19 protein-coding genes and 1 other annotated feature are annotated in these 20,500 nt (G+C 54.2%); of the genes, 7 read left to right on the forward strand and 12 right to left on the reverse strand.

Features of this window, described 5'->3' with window-relative positions; all coding sequences use genetic code 11:
- The first annotated feature begins 136 nt into the window (after nucleotides 1-136).
- The 4 genes from aroA to ihfB all read left to right on the forward strand — a co-directional run bounded on the left by aroA (nucleotide 137) and on the right by ihfB (nucleotide 4,459).
- The gene (gene aroA, locus OB87_RS05375; RefSeq protein ID WP_033568474.1) at nucleotides 137-1,426 is read left to right on the forward strand and encodes a 3-phosphoshikimate 1-carboxyvinyltransferase; all 1,290 of its coding nucleotides are present in this window, start codon (nucleotides 137-139) and stop codon (nucleotides 1,424-1,426) included.
- 193 nt (nucleotides 1,427-1,619) lie between these two features.
- Nucleotides 1,620-2,306, forward strand: coding sequence for a (d)CMP kinase (cmk, locus tag OB87_RS05380; protein ID WP_033568401.1), 687 nt, complete (start codon nucleotides 1,620-1,622; stop codon nucleotides 2,304-2,306).
- Nucleotides 2,307-2,410: 104 nt separating this feature from the next.
- The gene (gene rpsA / locus OB87_RS05385) at nucleotides 2,411-4,084 is read left to right on the forward strand and encodes a 30S ribosomal protein S1 (protein ID WP_033568475.1); all 1,674 of its coding nucleotides are present in this window, start codon (nucleotides 2,411-2,413) and stop codon (nucleotides 4,082-4,084) included.
- 90 nt (nucleotides 4,085-4,174) lie between these two features.
- Nucleotides 4,175-4,459, forward strand: a complete 285-nt coding sequence (ihfB, locus tag OB87_RS05390) for an integration host factor subunit beta (protein WP_012884945.1) — start codon at nucleotides 4,175-4,177, stop codon at nucleotides 4,457-4,459.
- Between the two features lie 140 nt (nucleotides 4,460-4,599).
- On the opposite strand, the gene hisIE is transcribed toward ihfB, so the two are convergent.
- The 9 genes from hisIE to hisL form a co-directional block, all read right to left on the reverse strand.
- Complete coding sequence (gene hisIE / locus OB87_RS05395) at nucleotides 4,600-5,214, reverse strand: bifunctional phosphoribosyl-AMP cyclohydrolase/phosphoribosyl-ATP diphosphatase HisIE (RefSeq protein ID WP_033568402.1); 615 nt, start codon at nucleotides 5,212-5,214, stop codon at nucleotides 4,600-4,602.
- On the reverse strand, nucleotides 5,208-5,984 hold the full coding sequence (gene hisF, locus OB87_RS05400) for an imidazole glycerol phosphate synthase subunit HisF (RefSeq protein WP_033568403.1): 777 nt from the start codon (nucleotides 5,982-5,984) through the stop codon (nucleotides 5,208-5,210). The genes hisIE and hisF overlap by 7 nt, the downstream gene beginning before the upstream one ends.
- Complete coding sequence (hisA, locus tag OB87_RS05405) at nucleotides 5,966-6,703, reverse strand: 1-(5-phosphoribosyl)-5-[(5-phosphoribosylamino)methylideneamino]imidazole-4-carboxamide isomerase (protein ID WP_033568404.1); 738 nt, start codon at nucleotides 6,701-6,703, stop codon at nucleotides 5,966-5,968. The genes hisF and hisA overlap by 19 nt, the downstream gene beginning before the upstream one ends.
- A 6-nt stretch (nucleotides 6,704-6,709) precedes the next feature.
- Nucleotides 6,710-7,300 (reverse strand): imidazole glycerol phosphate synthase subunit HisH, encoded by a 591-nt coding sequence (gene hisH, locus OB87_RS05410; RefSeq protein ID WP_033568405.1) that lies wholly within the window; start codon nucleotides 7,298-7,300, stop codon nucleotides 6,710-6,712.
- Nucleotides 7,300-8,367, reverse strand: a complete 1,068-nt coding sequence (hisB, locus tag OB87_RS05415; RefSeq protein WP_033568406.1) for a bifunctional histidinol-phosphatase/imidazoleglycerol-phosphate dehydratase HisB — start codon at nucleotides 8,365-8,367, stop codon at nucleotides 7,300-7,302. The genes hisH and hisB overlap by 1 nt, the downstream gene beginning before the upstream one ends.
- A gap of 14 nt (nucleotides 8,368-8,381) precedes the next feature.
- Nucleotides 8,382-9,452 (reverse strand): histidinol-phosphate transaminase, encoded by a 1,071-nt coding sequence (gene hisC, locus OB87_RS05420; protein ID WP_033568407.1) that lies wholly within the window; start codon nucleotides 9,450-9,452, stop codon nucleotides 8,382-8,384.
- Nucleotides 9,449-10,759 carry a histidinol dehydrogenase gene (hisD, locus tag OB87_RS05425; protein ID WP_033568408.1) on the reverse strand — a complete coding sequence of 437 codons (1,311 nt, stop codon included), beginning with the start codon at nucleotides 10,757-10,759 and terminating at the stop codon, nucleotides 9,449-9,451. The genes hisC and hisD overlap by 4 nt, the downstream gene beginning before the upstream one ends.
- Nucleotides 10,760-10,763: 4 nt before the next feature.
- Nucleotides 10,764-11,663, reverse strand: coding sequence for an ATP phosphoribosyltransferase (gene hisG, locus OB87_RS05430; RefSeq protein ID WP_033568409.1), 900 nt, complete (start codon nucleotides 11,661-11,663; stop codon nucleotides 10,764-10,766).
- A gap of 63 nt (nucleotides 11,664-11,726) precedes the next feature.
- Nucleotides 11,727-11,849, reverse strand: a sequence feature (His leader region).
- Nucleotides 11,825-11,872, reverse strand: coding sequence for a his operon leader peptide (gene hisL / locus OB87_RS20535; protein WP_107760798.1), 48 nt, complete (start codon nucleotides 11,870-11,872; stop codon nucleotides 11,825-11,827). It overlaps the preceding feature by 25 nt.
- 229 nt (nucleotides 11,873-12,101) lie before the next feature.
- On the opposite strand from hisL, the gene OB87_RS05440 reads away from it, so the two are divergent.
- The gene (locus OB87_RS05440) at nucleotides 12,102-12,923 is read left to right on the forward strand and encodes an SDR family oxidoreductase (RefSeq protein ID WP_033568411.1); all 822 of its coding nucleotides are present in this window, start codon (nucleotides 12,102-12,104) and stop codon (nucleotides 12,921-12,923) included.
- A gap of 141 nt (nucleotides 12,924-13,064) precedes the next feature.
- Here OB87_RS05440 and OB87_RS05445 read toward each other — a convergent pair whose 3' ends face one another.
- From OB87_RS05445 to OB87_RS05455, 3 genes are all read right to left on the reverse strand, one after another.
- On the reverse strand, nucleotides 13,065-15,023 hold the full coding sequence (locus OB87_RS05445) for a methyl-accepting chemotaxis protein (protein ID WP_033568412.1): 1,959 nt from the start codon (nucleotides 15,021-15,023) through the stop codon (nucleotides 13,065-13,067).
- A 358-nt stretch (nucleotides 15,024-15,381) separates the two neighbouring features.
- On the reverse strand, nucleotides 15,382-16,107 hold the full coding sequence (locus OB87_RS05450) for a response regulator (RefSeq protein ID WP_033568413.1): 726 nt from the start codon (nucleotides 16,105-16,107) through the stop codon (nucleotides 15,382-15,384).
- 23 nt (nucleotides 16,108-16,130) lie between these two features.
- On the reverse strand, nucleotides 16,131-17,726 hold the full coding sequence (locus tag OB87_RS05455; RefSeq protein ID WP_033568414.1) for an ATP-binding protein: 1,596 nt from the start codon (nucleotides 17,724-17,726) through the stop codon (nucleotides 16,131-16,133).
- A 427-nt stretch (nucleotides 17,727-18,153) separates the two neighbouring features.
- Between OB87_RS05455 and OB87_RS05460 the strand changes: the two genes are divergently transcribed.
- Nucleotides 18,154-19,521, forward strand: coding sequence for a 2-hydroxycarboxylate transporter family protein (locus OB87_RS05460; RefSeq protein WP_033568415.1), 1,368 nt, complete (start codon nucleotides 18,154-18,156; stop codon nucleotides 19,519-19,521).
- 64 nt (nucleotides 19,522-19,585) lie between these two features.
- Nucleotides 19,586-20,470, forward strand: a complete 885-nt coding sequence (locus OB87_RS05465) for a fumarylacetoacetate hydrolase family protein (RefSeq protein WP_033568416.1) — start codon at nucleotides 19,586-19,588, stop codon at nucleotides 20,468-20,470.
- The last annotated feature ends 30 nt before the right edge of the window (nucleotides 20,471-20,500 follow it).

The raw sequence follows: 20,500 nt of genomic DNA on the forward strand, positions 1-20,500 counted from the left end.
CTGGAGCCTTGTAACGCCGCTGAGGCACCTGCACCTTGACGTATAACGGGTATAGCGCAATAACGTGCTGCTTCTGATTTTAAACCCCGGTGTCTGGCCGGGGTTTTTGTGTTAACTCTTGGAGAACATGTTTCACATGCAGGAATCCCTGACCCTACAACCGATTTCATTAATTAATGGCACGATCAATCTGCCAGGTTCCAAAAGCGTTTCTAACCGTGCGTTGCTGCTGGCAGCATTGGCCAAAGGCACAACTCATCTGACCAACCTGTTGGACAGTGACGATGTTCGTCATATGCTTAATGCGCTAAGCGCATTAGGGGTTGAATACCACTTGTCGGACAGCCGCACGGAGTGTGAAATCGTTGGCGTGGGAGGCGCACTCACGGCGTCTGCACCACTGGAACTGTTTTTAGGGAACGCTGGGACTGCAATGCGCCCGCTGGCTGCTGCGCTGTGTCTGACGGATGCCGAGATCGTGCTGACCGGTGAACCTCGCATGAAAGAGCGTCCGATTGGTCATCTGGTGGACGCGTTACGTCAAGGGGGAGCCCGCATCGACTATCTGGAACAGGAGAATTATCCGCCGCTGCGTCTGCAAGGGGGCTTCAACGGTGGCGATATCAGTGTAGACGGTTCAGTATCCAGCCAGTTTCTCACCGCGTTGCTAATGGCGGCACCGTTAGCGGCGCAGGATACGCGTATCAGCATTAAAGGTGATCTGGTTTCCAAACCTTATATTGATATCACTCTGCACATGATGGAAACATTCGGCATCACGGTGCTCAATAACGATTACCAGACCTTCGTGGTCGCCGGCAATCAGCATTACCAGTCCCCCGACCATTATCTGGTGGAGGGTGACGCATCGTCTGCCTCTTATTTCCTGGCGGCTGCGGCTATTCGCGGAGGGACAGTACGTGTGACTGGCGTAGGTCGCCAGAGCGTACAGGGCGATATCCGTTTTGCCGATGTGTTGGAGAAAATGGGCGCGACAATCCGCTGGGGGGATGACTATATTGAATGTCAGCGCGGTAGTCTCCACGCCATCGATATGGATATGAATCATATCCCTGATGCGGCAATGACCATCGCGACGGCTGCGTTGTTTGCCGATGGTGGAGCAACGACATTGCGTAATATCTATAACTGGCGCGTAAAAGAAACCGATCGTCTGACGGCGATGGCGACGGAGCTGCGTAAGGTCGGCGCTGAAGTAGAGGAAGGGCACGACTACATTCGCATTACCCCGCCAACGCAACTGAAAGTAGCCGAAATCGGCACGTATAATGACCATCGTATGGCGATGTGCTTTTCGCTGGTGGCCTTATCTGACACGCCGGTGACCATTCTTGACCCTAAATGTACCGCTAAAACGTTCCCGGATTACTTTCAGCAACTGGAACGCCTGAGCCAGCACAACTGATAGTCTGACGCACAGAACTACGTTATGGCTCTGTGCGTCAACATTTAGCGTTATACTCTGGGTATCACAATATTTTCCCGATCTTCTGCAGTAATAAGTCTTTAATTTCACGCTTGCTGCCACAGCAGGGTATAATGACTTATTGTTTTGTCTACAATGACATGCGATTTCCCTGTTTTGTAAGGAGTGAGAGATGGCGGTGACTGCACCGGTAATTACGGTTGACGGGCCAAGTGGTGCGGGCAAGGGAACCCTTTGCAAGGCGCTGGCCAACGCGCTGCAGTGGAATCTGCTGGATTCCGGCGCGATTTATCGTGTGCTGGCGTTGGCAGCCCTGCATCATCAGGTGGACATTGCCTCTGAGGAGGCGCTGGTGCCGATAGCATCACATCTGGATGTGCGGTTTGTGCCGGAAGACGGGCAACTGAAAGTGATCCTGGAAGGCGAAGATGTCAGCAATGAGATTCGTAGCCAGGAAGTGAGTAATACAGCGTCTCAGGCCGCCGTATTTCCGCGGGTGCGTGAAGCGTTGTTGCGTCGCCAGCGCGCTTTTCGTGACATGCCGGGGCTGATTGCTGACGGTCGCGACATGGGAACGGTCGTGTTCCCCGATGCGTCAGTGAAGATTTTTCTGGATGCCAGCGCGGAAGAACGCGCCAAACGTCGAATGCTCCAGTTGCAGGCGAAGGGGTTTAATGTTAACTTTGAACGTCTTTTGTCCGAGATCAAAGAGCGTGACGAGCGTGACCGTAATCGACCGGTTGCGCCGTTGGTGCCAGCACCGGATGCATTGGTGTTGGATTCCACACATATGACGCTGGATGAAGTGGTCGGGCAGGCGCTGACGTATGTGCGCCAGATATTGCCTCAATCGGCCTAATATTATTTTTTACCTCGCCGCAAGGATGTGGCGGGGATGTGAAACAACCCCATCGAGCAGGATGCCAGATGGACGTTAAATTTAAAAACCCAAAGATTATCAACATGACTGAATCTTTTGCTCAACTCTTTGAAGAATCCCTGAAAGAAATTGAAACCCGTCCGGGTTCCATCGTTCGCGGCGTTGTGGTTGCTATTGACAAGGACGTTGTCCTGGTTGATGCCGGCCTGAAATCTGAATCTGCCATTCCGGTAGAGCAGTTCAAAAACGCTCAGGGTGAAATTGAAATCCAGATTGGTGATGAAGTAGACGTAGCTCTGGACGCGGTAGAAGACGGCTTCGGCGAAACTCTGCTGTCTCGTGAAAAAGCTAAACGTCACGAAGCATGGCTGATGCTGGAAAAAGCTTACGAAGAAGCTGCCACTGTTACCGGTGTTATTAACGGTAAAGTGAAAGGCGGTTTCACCGTTGAGCTGAACGGTATCCGTGCGTTCCTGCCGGGTTCTCTGGTTGATGTCCGTCCGGTACGTGACACCCTGCATCTGGAAGGCAAAGAGCTTGAGTTCAAAGTGATCAAGCTGGACCAGAAACGCAACAACGTTGTGGTTTCCCGTCGTGCCGTTATCGAATCTGAAAACAGCGCTGAGCGCGATCAACTGCTGGAAAACCTGCAGGAAGGCATGGAAGTCAAAGGTATCGTCAAGAACCTCACTGACTACGGTGCATTCGTTGATCTGGGCGGCGTTGACGGTCTGCTGCACATCACTGACATGGCCTGGAAACGCGTTAAGCATCCGAGCGAAATCGTCAATGTGGGCGACGAAATCACCGTTAAAGTGCTGAAATTCGACCGCGAGCGTACCCGTGTATCTCTGGGCCTGAAACAGCTGGGCGAAGATCCGTGGGTTGCTATCGCTAAGCGCTACCCGGAAGGCACCAAACTGACCGGTCGCGTAACCAACCTGACTGATTACGGCTGCTTCGTAGAAATCGAAGAAGGCGTTGAAGGTCTGGTACACGTTTCTGAAATGGACTGGACCAACAAAAACATCCATCCGTCCAAAGTGGTTAACGTGGGCGACGTGGTGGAAGTTATGGTTCTGGACATCGACGAAGAACGTCGTCGTATCTCCCTGGGCCTGAAACAGTGCAAAGCCAACCCGTGGCAGCAGTTCGCTGAAACCCACAACAAGGGTGACCGCGTAGAAGGCAAGATCAAGTCCATCACTGACTTTGGTATCTTCATCGGTCTGGATGGCGGTATTGATGGCCTGGTACACCTGTCTGACATCTCCTGGAACGTAGCTGGCGAAGAAGCCGTTCGCGAATACAAGAAAGGCGACGAAATCGCTGCTGTGGTTCTGCAGGTTGATGCCGAGCGTGAGCGTATCTCCCTGGGCGTGAAACAGCTGGCTGAAGACCCGTTCAACAACTACCTGTCTGTTAACAAGAAAGGTGCAATTGTTACAGGTAAAGTCACCGCAGTTGACGCCAAAGGTGCTACAGTTGAATTAGCCGATGGTGTTGAAGGTTACCTGCGCGCCTCTGAAGCTTCTCGTGACCGTATCGAAGACGCCACACTGGTTCTGAACGTGGGTGATGAGATCGAAGCCAAATACACTGGCGTTGATCGCAAAAACCGCGTTGTTAGCCTGTCCATCCGTGCTAAGGATGAAGCTGACGAGAAAGATGCAATCGCTTCTGTTAACAACAAACAGGAAGAAGGCAACTTCTCTAACGCCATGGCGGAAGCTTTCAAAGCTGCAAAAGGCGAGTAATGACGGTGGGTTGGGCGGCATCGTTTGCCGCCCGATCTTAAACGGTAGTAAGTTAACGTGGCAGTAATTGACCACATGCTTGGAGGAATCATGACCAAGTCTGAACTTATCGAAAGACTTGCTGGACAGCAATCTCATATCCCGGCCAAGGTGGTTGAGGATGCGGTAAAAGAGATGCTGGAACAGATGGCCACTACGTTGGCCAGCGGTGATCGCATTGAAATCCGCGGGTTTGGCAGTTTTTCACTCCACTACCGTGCACCGCGTGTGGGTCGTAATCCGAAAACTGGCGAGAAAGTGGAACTGGAAGGCAAATACGTTCCGCATTTCAAACCGGGTAAAGAATTACGCGATCGCGCCAACATTTATGGCTGATTAACCAGCTGTAACGCCTGTTTCATAGATAGCACCCAGCCGGGTGCTATTTTTTTGTCTATAGAAAACCCCCAGCCTAGCTGGGGGTTTTCTATAGACAAAAAAGCCCGCTTTACCGACGATAAAGCGGGCAGGGTGAATTACTTCGTGTGGCGTGCTTTCAGGTTCTGAATGATTGTGCCCAGATCCAGGTTTTGATCTTGCAACAGCACCAGCAGGTGATACATCAAATCGGAGGCTTCATTCGTCAGTTCGTCGCGGTCATGCACCGTGGCCGCCAGCGCGGTTTCCAGACCCTCTTCGCCGACTTTTTGGGCGATGCGTTTGGTGCCGCTGGCATATAACTTGGCTGTATAAGAACTGGCTGGATCGGCGTGCTTGCGCTCCGCCAGAAGTTGCTCCAGTTGGTACAAAAACTGCCACTGCGTTTCTGCCGGGTGGAAACAGCTGTTGTTTCCCAGATGGCAGGTCGGGCCAATCGGGTTGACCAGAATCAGTAGCGTGTCGTTGTCGCAATCCGGCGTGATCGAGACAACATTGAGAAAGTGGCCGGAGGATTCGCCTTTGGTCCACAGTCGTTGCTTGGTTCGGGAGTAGAAGGTCACTTTGCCGCTGTCTTCCGTTACCTTCAGCGCTTCCTGATTCATGTAGCCCAGCATCAGCACTTCGCCGGAAACCGCATGTTGTACGATGGCGGGTAACATGCCGTCAGTTTTTTGCCAGTCGAGCTGGTTTCGTTGTTGTTCGGTTAACACACCCGGATCTCCACGCCTTGTTGCTTAAGGAACTGTTTGAGTTCGCCAATATTGATAATTTGTTTATGGAATACCGAGGCAGCCAGTGCACCGTCTACCTCCGCATCCTGAAATGCTTCCAGAAAGTGCTGCATGGTGCCAGCACCGCCTGAAGCGATCAGTGGAACATGGCAGACGTCACGCACTTGCTTGAGTTGCGTCAGGTCATAACCATTACGCACGCCGTCCTGATTCATCATGTTCAGTACGATTTCCCCAGCACCGCGCTTCTGTACTTCCTGCACCCAGTCGAGCGTTTCCCACTGCGTCACACGGGTCCGTTTTTCATCGCCGGTATACTGATTGACATGATAGCGGCCAGTTGCGGCGTCATGCCAGGTATCGATGCCGACGACGATGCATTGTACGCCGTAGCGATCCGCCAGACGTGAGATCAGGTCAGGATCTGCCAATGCGGGCGAATTAATGGAAATTTTATCCGCGCCGAAAGACAAAATTTGCCCGGCGTCTTCCACGCTTTTGATGCCGCCGGCCACGCAGAACGGAATGTCGATCACTTCCGCTACGCGGGACACCCAGCTTTTATCTACCACGCGGCCGTCGGATGACGCGGTGATATCGTAGAACACCAGTTCGTCGGCACCTTCCTGCGCGTAACGCTGAGCCAGCGGTACGATATCACCGATGATTTCGTGATTACGGAACTGGACACCTTTCACCACCTGGCCATCACGCACGTCCAGACAAGGGATTATCCGTTTTGCCAGCATGAAATCGCCTCCGTCACGTTGAATTTACCTTCCAGCAAGGCCCGACCGACAATCACGCCTTGTACGCCGCTGCCGCGCAGCGCGGCGATATCCGCCAGCGAGCCGATGCCGCCGGATGCCTGAAACGCCACCTGCGGATAGCGGGTGCTGATTTCACGGTATAGCGCGACGTTGGAACCCTGTAACGTGCCGTCGCGGGAGATATCCGTGCATAGCACGTGCTTCAGACCGAAGGGCAGATAACGTTCTACCGTTTGCTCCAGTGTGATGCCGGAGTTTTCCTGCCAGCCGCTGATGGCGATGTTTTTAACACCGTTGGCATCAATACGGACGTCCAGTGCCAGCACCAGTGCCTCTGCGCCATAGCGGGTGAACCATTGTTGTACCTGTTCCGGCTGTTTTACCGCGGTGGATCCGATCACCACCCGGCTGGCACCGGCGGCCAGCAATGCATCCACATCCTGCTCGGTACGGATACCGCCGCCAACCTGTACCGGCACGGAAACGCCAGCCAGCAGTGTTTTCAGCAACGGAATCTGACGCGCCGCTGGGTCTTTGGCACCGGTCAAATCGACCAGATGCAGTACCTGCGCCCCTTGCTGCTGGTAATCCTGCAAGCGGGGTAGCGGGTCGCTGCCGTATTGGCGCTGTTGACCATAATCGCCCTGATGCAAACGGACCACCTGTCCATCAATCAGGTCTAATGCGGGAATAATCATGTCCGTTTACATCTCCAGAAAATTCTTCAGTAGCTGGGCACCGGCAGCGCCAGAGCGTTCCGGGTGGAACTGAACGCCATAGAAGTTATCCTTCTGTACCGCGGCGGTAAAGGCATCGCCATAGTGAGACTGGGCAATGGTATTGGCGCAAACCGGCATGGCGTAGCTATGCACAAAGTAGAAGTACGAGCCGTCCGGAATATCGCGGAACAGGCGGTGACCAGCCTGTGGTGTCACCTGATTCCAGCCCATGTGCGGCAAGGGCAGGCCGCGATCGACCATCTGCACCACCGGCGTATCGATGATACCCAGCGTATCCACACCGTTACTCTCGTCGCTACGGCTACCCAGCAACTGCATACCAAGACAGATGCCCAGTACCGGCTGGGTACAGGCTTTAACCAGGTCGATCAACTGGCGTTCGGCCAGTTGATCCATCGCGGCCTGTGCGGTGCCGACGCCTGGCAGAAACAGTTTATCGGCGCGCAGCACCACTTCCGGTTCGCGGCTGACCTGTGGGTCATACCCCAGCCGCTTAACCGCGTACATCACGGAAGACAGATTGGCGCAACCGGTGTCCAGAATCACCACATTCATCACAGCACTCCTTTGGAGCTGGGCAAGGTGTCACCTTCCACCCGGATGGCCTGACGCAGTGCCCGGCCAAAGACCTTGAACAGACTTTCGACACGGTGATGGTCGTTGCGGCCCTTGGTTTTCAGGTGCAGCGTGCAGCCCATCGCGTAGGAGAGAGAACGGAAGAAGTGCTCCACCATTTCAGTGCTGAGATCGCCGACACGCTGATAGTTGAACTCTGCTTTATATTCCAGATGTGGGCGGCCGGAGATATCGAGCGCGCAGCGCGCCAGACACTCATCCATAGGCAGCACAAAGCCGAAACGACCGATGCCACGTTTGTCGCCCAGCGCGTTATTCAGCGCTTCACCCAGCGCCAGTCCGGTGTCTTCCACCGTGTGGTGATCGTCGATGTACAGATCGCCTTTTACGTCGATATTCATACGAAAACCGCCGTGGGTGGCAATCTGATCCAGCATGTGGTCGAAAAAGCCAACACCCGTATGGATCTTGCTGCCGCCTTCGCGGTCCAGCCAGACGTTAACGTCAATGGCGGTTTCACGGGTGACGCGGTTGACGTGAGCATGGCGGTCGCGTTTGATCAACTGGGATGTAATTGCCTGCCAGTTAAGGCCGTCGCGTTGGTAACGCAGGCCGGTGATACCCATGTTCTGCGCCAGTTGGACGTCGGTTTCGCGGTCGCCAATCACGTAGCTGTTGGTGCTGTCCATCACGTTGTCTTTCAGGAACGCGTCCACCAGCGCAGTTTTGGGTTTGCGGCAGTCGCAGTTATCGCCGGGGAAGTGCGGGCAAATCAGCACTCGCTCGAAACGCACACCCTGTGAGGTGAAAATCTGCATCATCAGATTGTGCGGCGGATCGAAATCCTCCTGCGGGAAACTACTGGTGCCCAGGCCATCCTGATTGGTGATCATCACCAGTTTGAAACCGGCCTTTTGCAGAGAAAGCAGTGACGGAATGACATCCGGCTCCAGTGCCAGCTTATCCAGCCGGTCTACCTGAAAGTCTTCGGGCGGTTCGGCAATCAGCGTGCCGTCACGGTCGATGAAAAGATACTTTAATCCCACGGTGATTCCTCAAATTATGCCGTTTTTCCGGATAACGCCTGCAAGGCGCTGATAACGCGCTCGCACTCATAACGGTTGCCGATGGTAATGCGCAGACAACCCGCCAACCCCGGCTGTTTGTTCTGATCGCGTAAAATAATGCCCTGATCCCACAAGGTTTTGAAGACGCCTGGCGAATCGGCGAAGCGCACCAGCAGGTAGTTGCTTTTGCTGGCGTATACCGTTTCTACGTTTGGCAGAGCGTTTAGCGATTCACTCAGCCAGCGGCGGTTTTCGATCACCTCGGCCACATTGCGGCGCATGTCCGCCAGCCCGGCCTCGCTCAGCGCTTGCGCGGCGATATCCGCTACCGGCAGCGCCAGTGGGTAGGGGGCGATCACTTTGAGCAGCAGTTGAATCACCTCGGTGCTGGCGAGGGTGAAGCCGCAACGCAGACCGGCAAGGGCGAACGCTTTGGACAGCGTGCGCAACACCACCTGATGTGGGTATTCCGCCAGCCAGCCGACCGTGCTCGCCTGCGGGCAAAACTCGATGTAGGCTTCATCGATGGCGACGATGGCTCGGCCACGCGCCAGTTCCAACAGGCGGCGCAGATCTTCCGGGTTGATCAGGTTGCCGGTTGGGTTATTGGGCGAACAGACATAAATCACTTTGACGTTATCCAGCGCGCCTTCGATAGCGGCCAGATCCAGTTGCCAGTCGGCGGTTGACGGCACGACGCGGCGCTCCACGCCGAAGGTTTCCGCGCTGACGGCGTACATACCGTAAGTCGGCGGGCAGAACAGAATGGCGTCTTTACCCGGTTCGCAGAATGCGCGGATCAGCAGCTCGATGCCTTCGTCCGCGCCGCGGCTTACCAGCACCTGCTCCGGTTTTACTCCGGCATAGGCAGCATAGCGTTCAATCACCTGCACAGGCTGGCATTCCGGGTAACGATTCAGCGTTTGTAAGGTCAGTTGGTACTGCGGCGCTTGCGGGTATTCGTTGGCGTTCAGCCAGACATCGCCATTACCGCCCAGGCGGCGCGCGGATTGATACGGGGTAAGGCGGCGGACGTTGTCGCGAGCCAGATTCTCAATACTCATGCTTGCTCCTTGAGGGCGTTGACGCGCAGGGTAACGGCGTTTTTGTGGGCGGTCAGCTGCTCGGCTTGCGCCATGATTTCAATGGTTGACGCCAGCCCCAGTAAACCTTGCGGCGACAGCTGTTGTACCGTCATGCGTTTCTGGAAATCCGCCAGCCCCAGACTGGAGTAGGTGGCGGTATAGCCGTAGGTCGGCAACACGTGGTTGGTGCCGGAGGCATAGTCGCCAGCAGATTCCGGTGACCAGTCACCCAAAAAAACCGACCCGGCGCTGGTGATACGCTCGACAAGCGTTTCGGCAGTGCGGGTTTGGATAATCAGGTGCTCCGGGCCGTATTGATTGCTGATGTCGATGCATTGGTCCAGATCACGCGCGACGATCACCCGGCTGCTCGCTAGCGCCTGACGGGCAATGTCCGCGCGGGACAGCGTTGCCAACTGGCGCTCCACCGCGTCGATTACCGCTTGTGCCATGTCGGCATCCGGCGTCAGCAGAATAACCTGCGAATCCGGGCCGTGTTCCGCCTGTGACAGCAGATCGGAGGCCACAAAATCCGGCGTGGCACCGCTGTCGGCAATCACCAGCACTTCGGAAGGACCGGCTGGCATGTCGATGGCCGCACCGTCAAGCAACTGGCTAACCTGACGTTTAGCTTCCGTCACATAGGCATTACCGGGGCCGAAAATCTTGTCCACTTTCGGCACGCTATCGGTGCCGAACGCCATCGCGGCAATCGCCTGCGCGCCGCCCAACTGGAACACTTCCTGCACACCACACAGTTTTGCCGCATACAGGATCTCGTCGGCGATCGGTGGCGGTGAACACAGAATCACTCGCTGGCAACCGGCGATGCGCGCTGGTGTTGCCAGCATCAATACCGTGGACAGCAGCGGAGCGGAGCCGCCCGGAATATACAGGCCGACGCTGGCGATTGGTCGGGTTACCTGCTGGCAACGCACGCCCGGCTGGGTTTCCACGCTGATCGGTGGCAGTTTTTGCGCGTTGTGGAAGGTTTCGATGTTACGAACGGCGGTCGCCATCGCTTGTTTGATGTCGTCGCCCAGTCGTGCAACGGCGGCGTCAATGGTTTCGGCGGATACGCGCAGGCTGTCAACCTGCACCTTGTCAAAGCGGGCGCTGTATTCACGCAGCGCAGCATCGCCGTCATCACGCACCTTTGCCAGAATCTCGCCGACAATCGCGCTGATGCGATCGGAAGCGGAGATCGCCGGGCGGGTCAGCAACCGGCGCTGCTCCTCTTCGGTGCAGCTCTGCCAGTCAATCAGGGTGTTGAAGCGGTTGCTCATGGCGTTACTCCATCATCTTCTCAATCGGCAACACCAGAATAGAGCTGGCGCCCAGCACTTTCAGTTTTTCCATGGTTTCCCAAAACAGGGTTTCGCTGCTGACCATGTGCATAGCGACCCGATTCTGATCGCCTGCCAGCGGCAGAATGGTGGGGCGTTCAGCACCCGGCAACAGCGCGATGACTTCGTCCAGGCGCTCGCTGGGCGCGTGCAGCATGATGTACTTGGATTCGCGCGCCTGAATCACGCCCTGCATACGGGTTAACAGTTTGTCGATCAGCTGTTGTTTCTCGGTTGGCATCTCGCCATCACGCTGAATCAGGCAGGCTTTGGAGCGGTAAATCACTTCGACTTCGCGCAGGCCGTTGGCTTCCAGCGTCGCGCCGGTAGAAACCAGATCGCAGATGGCGTCAGCCAGACCAGCGCGCGGTGCCACTTCTACCGAACCATTGAGCAGACAGGATTTGAAATTGACGCCTTGCTTATCGAGGTACTGTTTGAGCAGGTGCGGGTAGGAGGTCGCGATACGTTTGTTGTGCAGACATTGCGGGCCGGTGTATTCCTCGTCGAGCGGCATCGCCAACGACAGGCGACACCCGCCGAAATCCAGACGGCGCAGCGTGAAGTAACGCGGGTCTTCGCCCTGTGCGCGGCGGTTGAGCAACTCTTCTTCCAGCACGTTTTCGCCGATGATGCCTAAATCTACCACGCCGTCCATGACCAGCCCCGGAATATCGTCATCGCGTACGCGCAGAATATCGATAGGCATATTTTCGGCAAACGCGATCAGGCGCTGCTGGTGCAGGTTGATTTTAATGCCGCAGCGGGCCAGTAGTTCCCGAGAGTCATCGCTCAAGCGGCCTGATTTCTGCATCGCGATACGTAAACGTGTTTTATCCAGCATGTGAACCTCAATTTATCCTGTCTGTGATGCCTGTTAAGCAGGCTTTTTTAAAAAATTCCGGCCAAAAAAAAGCCCCCGGAATCGATCTTCCGGGGGCTTTTCTTACGCGTCTACCGCCACTGGAAGATCTGAGTGTCTTCCAGCACCTATCGCCTGAAAGACTAGTCAGGGTGATGGTGATGATGGTGGTTGAATTTAACGCGTAACATGAATTTGTCTCTTTGTTGTCAAAGTAGAGTGATGTTGTCTGTTGGTTAACCTAAACCATGTTGATGTGGTAGCGCAACATTTTTTTACCTCGCAGTGTACAAATCATATGGTGTGCCAATCATCGTGTGTGCAAATCACATTGCCGCCAAATGGGTGATAAAGGTACATAATGAAAAGTGCGGAATAGGCATCCGGAAACAGACATGCCGGAAGGGTAGGAGAACAACGATGAAAAAGGTAGCGATAATCGGACTAGGCTGGCTGGGTATGCCGCTGGCGCAGGCATTACAGAGCCGGGGGTATCGGGTGGTGGGCAGTAAGAGCACGGATGATGGCGTGACGGCGGCACGTCTGTCCGGGGTGGAATGCTATCGCCTGTGTCTGACACCGGAGCTGGAGTGCGAGCCGGACGAACTGGACATACTGCTGAATGCGGACACACTGATTATCACCTTGCCGCCGGGGCGCCTTGAACGGGCTGGTGGCGCTTATCTGCAAGCGGTGCAGCAGGTGGTAAACAGCGCGCTGGCATTAGGCGTGCCGCGCATTATGTACACCAGTTCCATTTCAGTCTACGGGCCGCTCAGTGGCCGGGTAAAAGAAAACAGCCCGTTGCAGCCGGAAACCGGTACAGGCAAGGTTCTACTGACGCTGGAACAGTGGCTGCACGCGTTGCCTCATACCGAGGTGGATATTGTGCGGCTGGCCGGATTGGTGGGGAATAATCGCCATCCGGGACGTTTTCTTGCCGGGCGACGTGATTTACCCGATGGCAGTCACGGCGTCAATCTGGTCCATCTGGAGGACGTGATCGGTGCGATTACGCTGTTGCTGCAACGTCCGCATGGCGGGCATCTCTATAACTTGTGTGCACCGGTGCACCCAGCTAAACAGGATTTCTATCCCGCGCAGGCGCGCCAGATGGGGATGGAGCCACCACAGTTTCTGCCAGGCGACCCCGCACAGGCCCGATTGATTGACGGGCAACGGATCTGTAGCGAACTGGGGTTTGAATATCAGCATCCAGACCCGATGACGATGGTGTTCTAGGCCAGATGGCTGCTGCTTCTTCTCATTAACCACCGCCACCGCTGATTTTCGTGTGAGCCCAAAAGACACGGCCCGTCAAAGGCGGGCCGTGTGTCAGGATAACGTCGGAACGCTCAACTAGAGCGATCACACGCTAGCGTGCTAAAAGGACGCCCAGTCGTCCTGATGATTTTTAGCGGCCGGTTTTGCCGATGCTTTACCCGCGGCGGGCAGGGCTTGCAGTGGGCGGCGCGGGTTACTTAGTGCCGTTGGGCGCGGTGACGGTGCTGAGGATTCAGATAACCGGAAGGTGGCGACCAATTTTTCCAGCAGCATTGCCTGTTCTTCCAGCGTATTGGCGGCTGAGGATGACTGTGAAACCAGCGCCGCGTTTTGCTGTGTGGTGCTGTCCAGTTCGGTGATGGCGCGGGAAATTTGTTCGATACCACGGCTTTGCTCTTCTGAGGCAGAAGAAATCTCGCCCATAATATCGTTAACGCGGGATACCGAGTTGACGATGCTATCCATGGTTTGTCCCGCTTCCGCTACCAGCGTACTACCGGCATTGGTTCTTTCTACGGATTCGGCAATCAGGGCGGCGATATCTTTGGCAGCCTGGGAGCTACGCTGGGAGAGGTTGCGCACCTCGCCAGCAACGACGGCAAAACCACGCCCTTGCTCACCGGCACGGGCGGCTTCCACAGCGGCGTTCAGCGCCAGAATGTTAGTCTGGAACGCGATGCTATTGATGACAGCTGTGATATCGGCGATTTTTCGCGAACTGGCGGCGATATCATCCATGGTTTTCACCACGTTTTGCACCACTTCGCCGCCTTTATGCGCATTTTGGGAGGCGTCGGAAGCAATCTGGCTGGCATGACGGGCATTTTCCGTGTTGTTCTTCACCGTGGAAGTCAGCTCTTCCATGCTGGCGGCGGTTTGCACTACGGCGGCAGATTGTTGCTCTGTTCGGGAGGCGAGATCGCTATTACCGGCGGCAATATCAGCAGCAGAGTGGGTGACATGCCCCACGCTGTCGCGGACATCGGAAATCATCTGACGCAGACGGTCATTCATGGCAGCCATCGCAGCGGTCAGTTTACCCAGTTCATCGTGGCGATCCACGTTGATAGTGGCGGTCAGATCGCCACTGGCGATGCGCTCTGCCAGCATCAGGTTATGCATTACCGGGCGGGTGATCTGGCGAATAATATAGACGGCAATCAGGATACCGATGATCACCGCGACTAACCCGATCAGCAGTGTAATGTTGGCCGAACCATACGCCAGCGCATCATTCTGGTTTTTTACCGTCGTGATCAGGGACTTGATCACTGCACTACTTTTATCCCCACCGATCTTCACGGCATTTTCCGCTTTTTTCAACTCGTTCCAGGCACGAGAGTAGTCCTGATTCTGCGAGGCGTATTGTCCGGTGTATTTCCAGAGGTCTTCCGCCAGTTTCTGCGTTTCGCCGGAAAGCGCCGGTAACAGGGCCTGATAAGCCTTTTGCACCTCGGCATAGCGGCTGCTAAATGCTTTGGCGGCATCGTCAGTGCCGCTAAGCTGCAATTCATACGAGAGGTTTTTCAACGACGCGGTAGCGTAAGCCAATTCATCTACGCGCTGGTATAACGCGGTGTCCAGTTGCTGATTTTGCAGGCCGTCGCGAAAGCTTTTGACGGCATCCTGCGCATTCAGCGTGGCGATTTGCTTTCTCAGCGCGACCACCTGCTGCGTAGCGGTTGACATATCTGCGACCGATTTCTGGAAATCCACCATGATCTTGTCCAGATCGTTGATGTAACCGAGTTCGTCACTGTGCCAGGAGAGTGTGTGGGCACTTTGGGTCAGTTCGGTGGCGTGTTTGACGAAACCGGTCAGAACGGCTTGCGTATTGTCATCCGGGGTATAGAAATATTTCAGGCGGTTGATTTTGGCCTGGAAGACTTCGATGTTGATGTTGTAAATCAGATTGGTTTTTTCATAGATATCGCGAATATCGCGAAAGCGTATTGCGCTGAGTGAGGAAGCCATGACTACCAGCAATAACACTACGCCGAATCCCAGGTAGAGTTTGTGAGATATTTTGGTATTTTTTATCGCGCTGCTGAACCCCATTGCCGTACTCCTTGAAATAAATTACCTGCGTGTTGTTATTGGCCTGGTGCCGTGAACGTCGGTGCTGCATAAGTCTACATTTTTGCAACGCTCGCTCAATGTGTTATCGGTGTTGGCAGCATGGAGATTTAGTTGTGCTCACACGGTTTGATGATGTTTTGTGATGTGAAGCGGTTTATCTGGTGAAACGCCTAAGCAAATTAGGTCTGTTGACTGAAATCTATGGCTATTGGAAGGGGCGATGACTGGCGAGAGTACGCCATACTGGCAAGAAGCGGCCGGTATGGCGAGCAGGAACATGTCAATGAGAAAACGCCAATGAAAAAACGCCAATGAAAAAACGCCAATGAATGGTGCGTTAGTCGAGGTGCTTTTTGCGATAGAGCCGACGAGGGTGACCAATTTTGCCGTAGCGCATTTCTACATCCAGAAAATGGTTTTCAAGCCCAAACTCCAGATACCGCCGGGCGGTAGTTTTGCTTAATCCGGTTTTCTCCACCACTTCATCCACGGAGAACAGCGCTTGCGGGTCGTCCTGAAAAATCTGCTTGATCAGGCTAAGGGTATTTTCTTCGATGCCTTTGCTGCCCGGCCCGTTAGGTACGGTAGACGCCTGCAACTGGTAAAGCACGTCCACGTTCTGCTGATCGACGACCTTGTAGGTATGCTGGGTTTTGACGAACTGGATAAAACGCTCCAGCGATGAGCGTAACCGTGGATAAGACACCGGCTTGATGATGTAATCAAAAGCCCCGCACCGAATAGCTTGCGCGCAGGTATTCATGTCGCTAGCGGCAGTAATAAAAATCACTGAACAGTTGATGCTGCGCATCAGGTCGCTTTCGATCAACTGGACACCTTCGCCGTCCGGCAGGTAGTTATCCAGCAGCATCAGTCGGGGTTTGTATTGTTGCAGCATACGTTTGGCTTCATTCAGGGTTGACGCCGTGCCCACCACCCGCAGCGCGAAATTTTTTTCGATAAATTCTGCGTGGATATTTGCCAGCTTTCTTTCATCTTCAACGATCAATACGTCGAAGTTTTCAATGGTTCGTTCAGTCGGCATGGTGCTCGCAATCGGCATGTGCTCGTATTCCCTGTTTTTGGTTATATGGTGGTTTTCGGAATGAAAATAGAAAAAATAGCGCCGTGAGGCGAATTGTCAGAAACCTCGATCACACCCTGTGCCTGGCTGACATAGCTGGAAACCAGATGCAGGCCCAACCCGTGATCGCCTTCCTGTTTGCTGGTGACACCCATTTCAAATACCCGATCTGCAATGGTGGGGTCAATCCCTGTACCTTGATCGGCGACTTCAATGACCAGTTCCTGCTCACCATCGTGGATATACACTTCGACCGGATGATAAGTCGGGGTGCTAGCCAGCGTGGCTTCGACGGCATTATCGATTAAATTTCCAATAATTGACATCAACTCGGTTTCACTGAGGGAAGAAGGGATGCCACTGAGCTGGCAGCGTGGATCAAAGTGCAGCTCGATGCCTTTTTCTCGGGCGCTGGCGTATTTACCCAGCAGCAGGCCGCAAAGCGCCGGGGAGCAAAAGCGGCTGGAGATGAAATCCAGCACCACCTGCGCGCCTTCGGACTGTGCCTCTATGTAACGTATGGCTTCATCATAGCGGCGTAAATGCAACAGCCCGGCCAGTGTAGCGGTCCAGTTTAGCTGTTCGTGGCGCAGGATGCGTAGGCTGTTGGCGTAGCGTTTGACCTGGCTGAGCTGCATACTCAGGGTGTGGAGGTCATTTTTGTCGCGAAAGCTGATGACCCAGCCTTGCAGTTCGTCTGCCAGCATAATGCGTACACGGCTGGCAATGACCGTAATCTGGTTGAAACGGCAGATCTCGTCATGAGTATCGTTGAACCAGATATCTTTATTGGAGAAGAACGGCACCGGCGCAATGACATCATCGATAGGTTTGCCGCGTAACTGATATGAGGGCGTCGTCAATCCAAGCAAATCTTTTGCTGCATGATTGATCACCGCGATGTTGCGCTGTTTGTCGATGGCGATCACGCCTTCATAAATGGACTCCAGTAGCGCCTTTTGCTGCCTGACCAGCAGCCTGATTTCCAGCGGTTCCAGTCCGAACATCTGCTTTTTCAGGTTGCGGGAGAACCACCAGGAGAAAAAAAACAGGGCAACCAGCATGGCGACGATCGCCAGGCCGACATGGGCGACTTTGCTGAGTGTCAGGTTGTCGATACGCTTTTTCAGATACCCCACCGAGACAATGCCGATAACCTGGTCGCCTTCCATGATCGGCGCTTTGCTGCGCAGCGAAATGCCGATGGCACCACGGCGTAGCGTGATGGTGCTTTGACCTTCCAGCACTTCTTTGTTATCGCCGCCGATCATTTCGGTGCCGAGCAGCGAGGGCTCTACCGAATGGTAAAGGTGGGTAGCGTTGCGATCACCGATGACAATAAAGCTGGCGTCGCTGCGAGCTTTGATTTGGTCGACCAGGTCATCAATGGTGGCGGTATCGCGGCGTTTTACTGCTTCAATCAACGAGGGAATAATGGCGATTTCACGCGCCTGAATCTGCGCCCGGCTACCCAGCTCATCGTAGAGCTGCAGGTCTACCGCCCGGTAATAGTAAAGCCCTGCGGTGATAAGCAGCAGAGAAAAAAAGATCATCAGGTAGATGAACAGCTTGAGATGAAACGGTAGCCTGACAGTCATAATGTGCTAATCACCGGTCAACCACAGAAACGAAGATGGCTAATTTATCATGAAAGGCGTACAAGAAAGGGGATAAAAAATAGTCTTGTGAAGCGCTCCGCGTAAATTGTGAAAGAAGTATTTTAATTTCTGTGTTTTTAAATAAAGCGTAAATTAAGCATCACGAAGAGAAGACATTTTAATTACTTTTTTTCAACATATAATTCCATTGGCGAAATTGGTGCCATTTGTTCCATAAAAACCATAAAAACCGCAAAAATAACTCCCGCCTCATGTGTTTTTATATTATTGATTTATAGATTAAATTTAATAAAAACCATAAAAACCATAAGTGCCATTAAAACTCATTTTTTAATTTGAAGATTGTCACATAATAATTGGTGTTGACCTCTTACCATGCCTGGGAAAATAACAAGGGGAGAAGGTTATGAGTACCACTGATGATTCTTATATCGTTGTAAAAGATGAGGCCTCTGGGAAGGTTTCATTAAAAGAAAAATGGTGGCATGTTCTGGATAACTATAAAATTGGCGTTATTCCAGTGCCGCTGTTTATCCTTGCCGGGCTATTGATTGCACTGGACTGCTTTGAAGGGAAACTGCCCAGCGATATCGTGGTGATGGTTGCCACGTTGGCGTTCTTCGGTTTTGCCTGTGGTGAGTTCGGTAAACGTTTGCCGCTTATCGGCAAAATGGGTGCGGCGGCCATCTGCGCCACCTTTATTCCGTCCGCACTGGTGTATTACGGCCTGCTGCCGCAGGTGGTTGTGGACTCCACTACCAAGTTCTACAAATCTACCAACATTCTGTATCTGTATATCTGCTGCATTATCGTCGGTAGCATCATGAGCATGAACCGGCAGACGCTGATTCAAGGCTTCCTGCGTATTTTCTTCCCCATGCTGTGTGGTGAAATCGTGGGCATGATTGTCGGTATGGGCGTCGGCATTACGCTGGGTATGGACCCGTTCCAGATCTTCTTCTTCCTGGTACTGCCGATTATGGCGGGCGGTGTCGGTGAAGGGGCGATTCCACTCTCTATCGGTTACGCCACGCTGCTGCACATGGAACAAGGTGTCGCACTGGGCCGCATCCTGCCAATCGTTATGCTGGGCAGCCTGACGGCTATCGTTCTTGCTGGTGTCCTGAATCAACTGGGTAAACGTTATCCGCACCTGACCGGTGAAGGCGACCTGATGCCGAACAAGGCAAACGGCACCGAACAGACGCCGGCCACACTCACCAGCGCACTGAGCGGCAAAATGGACCCGGCCAATCTGGCGGCGGGTGCTCTGCTGGCTATCCTGCTCTACATGATCGGTATGCTGGGCCACAAACTGATTGGTCTGCCTGCACCGGTTGGCATGTTGTTCGCCGCGGTGATCGTAAAATTGCTGAATGGTGCCTCTCCGCGTCTGCTGGAAGGTTCCCAGGTTGTGTATAAATTCTTCCAGACATCAGTAACTTATCCAATTCTTTTCGCAGTAGGTGTTGCTATCACTCCGTGGGAAGAGCTGGTTCATGCGTTTACTCTCACTAACCTGGCCGTCATCGTGTCCACTGTCGTGGCACTGGTTACCACAGGTTTCTTCGTTGGCAAGAAAATCGGTATGCACCCGATTGATGTTGCCATCATCTCCTGCTGCCAGAGCGGGCAGGGCGGTACTGGTGATGTGGCTATTCTCACCGCTGGTAACCGCATGGTGCTGATGCCGTTCGCTCAGATTGCTACTCGTATCGGTGGAGCAATCAACGTCTCCGTGGCCTTGCTGGTTCTTGGCAAGTTCCTGGTGTGACGGTTGTATGACAAAAACAAATAACGCCGCGATAGCACGCGGCCTTATTTAAACGGGAAAGATTATGAAACTTGCAAGTTACCGCCATCACGGCAAAAACAGCTACGGCATCCACACGCCTGCGGGCCTGATTGATTTGGGAAGCCGACTTGGCAACCGCTATCCGGACCTGAAAGCGTTGCTGGCTGGCGATGCGCTCCAGGAAGCCGCGGCTTTCCAGAGTGAGACGCCGGACGTCGCCGTAGCAGACGTGACCTTCCTGCCGGTGATTGTGGCTCCGTCCAAAATCCTGTGTGTCGGCATGAACTACGCCGACAAACGTAAGGAATTTAACGAACAGAACCCGGCACCGACACTGTTTGTGCGCTTCGCCGACTCGCAGACCGGCCACGGCACTCAGGTGCTCAAGCCGCACTACTCCAGCGAGTTCGACTATGAAGGCGAGCTGGCCGTGATCATCGGTAAAGACGGCCAGAACATCAGCCGTGATGAGGCGCTGTCATTTGTCGCCGGTTACAGCTGCTACATGGACGGCTCTGCTCGTGACTGGCAGCACAGCTGGTTTACCGCCGGTAAGAACTGGCAGAAAACCGGTGCATTCGGGCCTTATCTCACTACCCGTGATGAAATCCCGGACCCGCACGCTCTGGCTATTCGTACCTACCTGAACGGCCGCATGGTGCAGGACGACAATACCGCCAGCATGATTCACAAAGTGGCGGACCTGATTGAGTACATCAGCACCTTCACCGCGTTGAGCGCGGGTGATGTGATCATTACCGGTTCACCGGGCGGTGTTGGTAAGAAACGTACTCCGCCGCTGTTTATGAAGCCGGGCGACAGTATTGAAGTGGAAATTGAAAACGTGGGTCACCTGCGAAACACCATTGGTGAAGTCGCCCAGCCGGTGAAAGCCCAGCGAGCGGCACCCGCCGCTGTGGGGCACTGACCGGTATCGCCTCCGGTTCGCCGGAGGCGT

Source organism: Dickeya undicola (assembly GCF_000784735.1).
GTDB classification, from domain to species: domain Bacteria; phylum Pseudomonadota; class Gammaproteobacteria; order Enterobacterales; family Enterobacteriaceae; genus Dickeya; species Dickeya undicola.

What these genes read in the sequence shown, in the direction of transcription:
- aroA (WP_033568474.1), top strand. Translation starts at nt 137, where the DNA reads ATGCAGGAATCCCTGACCCTACAACCGATTTCATTAATTAATGGCACG.
- cmk (WP_033568401.1), top strand. Translation starts at nt 1,620, where the DNA reads ATGGCGGTGACTGCACCGGTAATTACGGTTGACGGGCCAAGTGGTGCG.
- rpsA (WP_033568475.1), top strand. Translation starts at nt 2,411, where the DNA reads ATGACTGAATCTTTTGCTCAACTCTTTGAAGAATCCCTGAAAGAAATT.
- ihfB (WP_012884945.1), top strand. Translation starts at nt 4,175, where the DNA reads ATGACCAAGTCTGAACTTATCGAAAGACTTGCTGGACAGCAATCTCAT.
- hisF (WP_033568403.1), bottom strand. Translation starts at nt 5,984, where the DNA reads ATGCTGGCAAAACGGATAATCCCTTGTCTGGACGTGCGTGATGGCCAG.
- hisA (WP_033568404.1), bottom strand. Translation starts at nt 6,703, where the DNA reads ATGATTATTCCCGCATTAGACCTGATTGATGGACAGGTGGTCCGTTTG.
- hisH (WP_033568405.1), bottom strand. Translation starts at nt 7,300, where the DNA reads ATGAATGTGGTGATTCTGGACACCGGTTGCGCCAATCTGTCTTCCGTG.
- hisC (WP_033568407.1), bottom strand. Translation starts at nt 9,452, where the DNA reads ATGAGTATTGAGAATCTGGCTCGCGACAACGTCCGCCGCCTTACCCCG.
- hisD (WP_033568408.1), bottom strand. Translation starts at nt 10,759, where the DNA reads ATGAGCAACCGCTTCAACACCCTGATTGACTGGCAGAGCTGCACCGAA.
- hisG (WP_033568409.1), bottom strand. Translation starts at nt 11,663, where the DNA reads ATGCTGGATAAAACACGTTTACGTATCGCGATGCAGAAATCAGGCCGC.
- OB87_RS05440 (WP_033568411.1), top strand. Translation starts at nt 12,102, where the DNA reads ATGAAAAAGGTAGCGATAATCGGACTAGGCTGGCTGGGTATGCCGCTG.
- OB87_RS05445 (WP_033568412.1), bottom strand. Translation starts at nt 15,023, where the DNA reads ATGGGGTTCAGCAGCGCGATAAAAAATACCAAAATATCTCACAAACTC.
- OB87_RS05450 (WP_033568413.1), bottom strand. Translation starts at nt 16,107, where the DNA reads ATGCCGATTGCGAGCACCATGCCGACTGAACGAACCATTGAAAACTTC.
- OB87_RS05455 (WP_033568414.1), bottom strand. Translation starts at nt 17,726, where the DNA reads ATGACTGTCAGGCTACCGTTTCATCTCAAGCTGTTCATCTACCTGATG.
- OB87_RS05460 (WP_033568415.1), top strand. Translation starts at nt 18,154, where the DNA reads ATGAGTACCACTGATGATTCTTATATCGTTGTAAAAGATGAGGCCTCT.
- OB87_RS05465 (WP_033568416.1), top strand. Translation starts at nt 19,586, where the DNA reads ATGAAACTTGCAAGTTACCGCCATCACGGCAAAAACAGCTACGGCATC.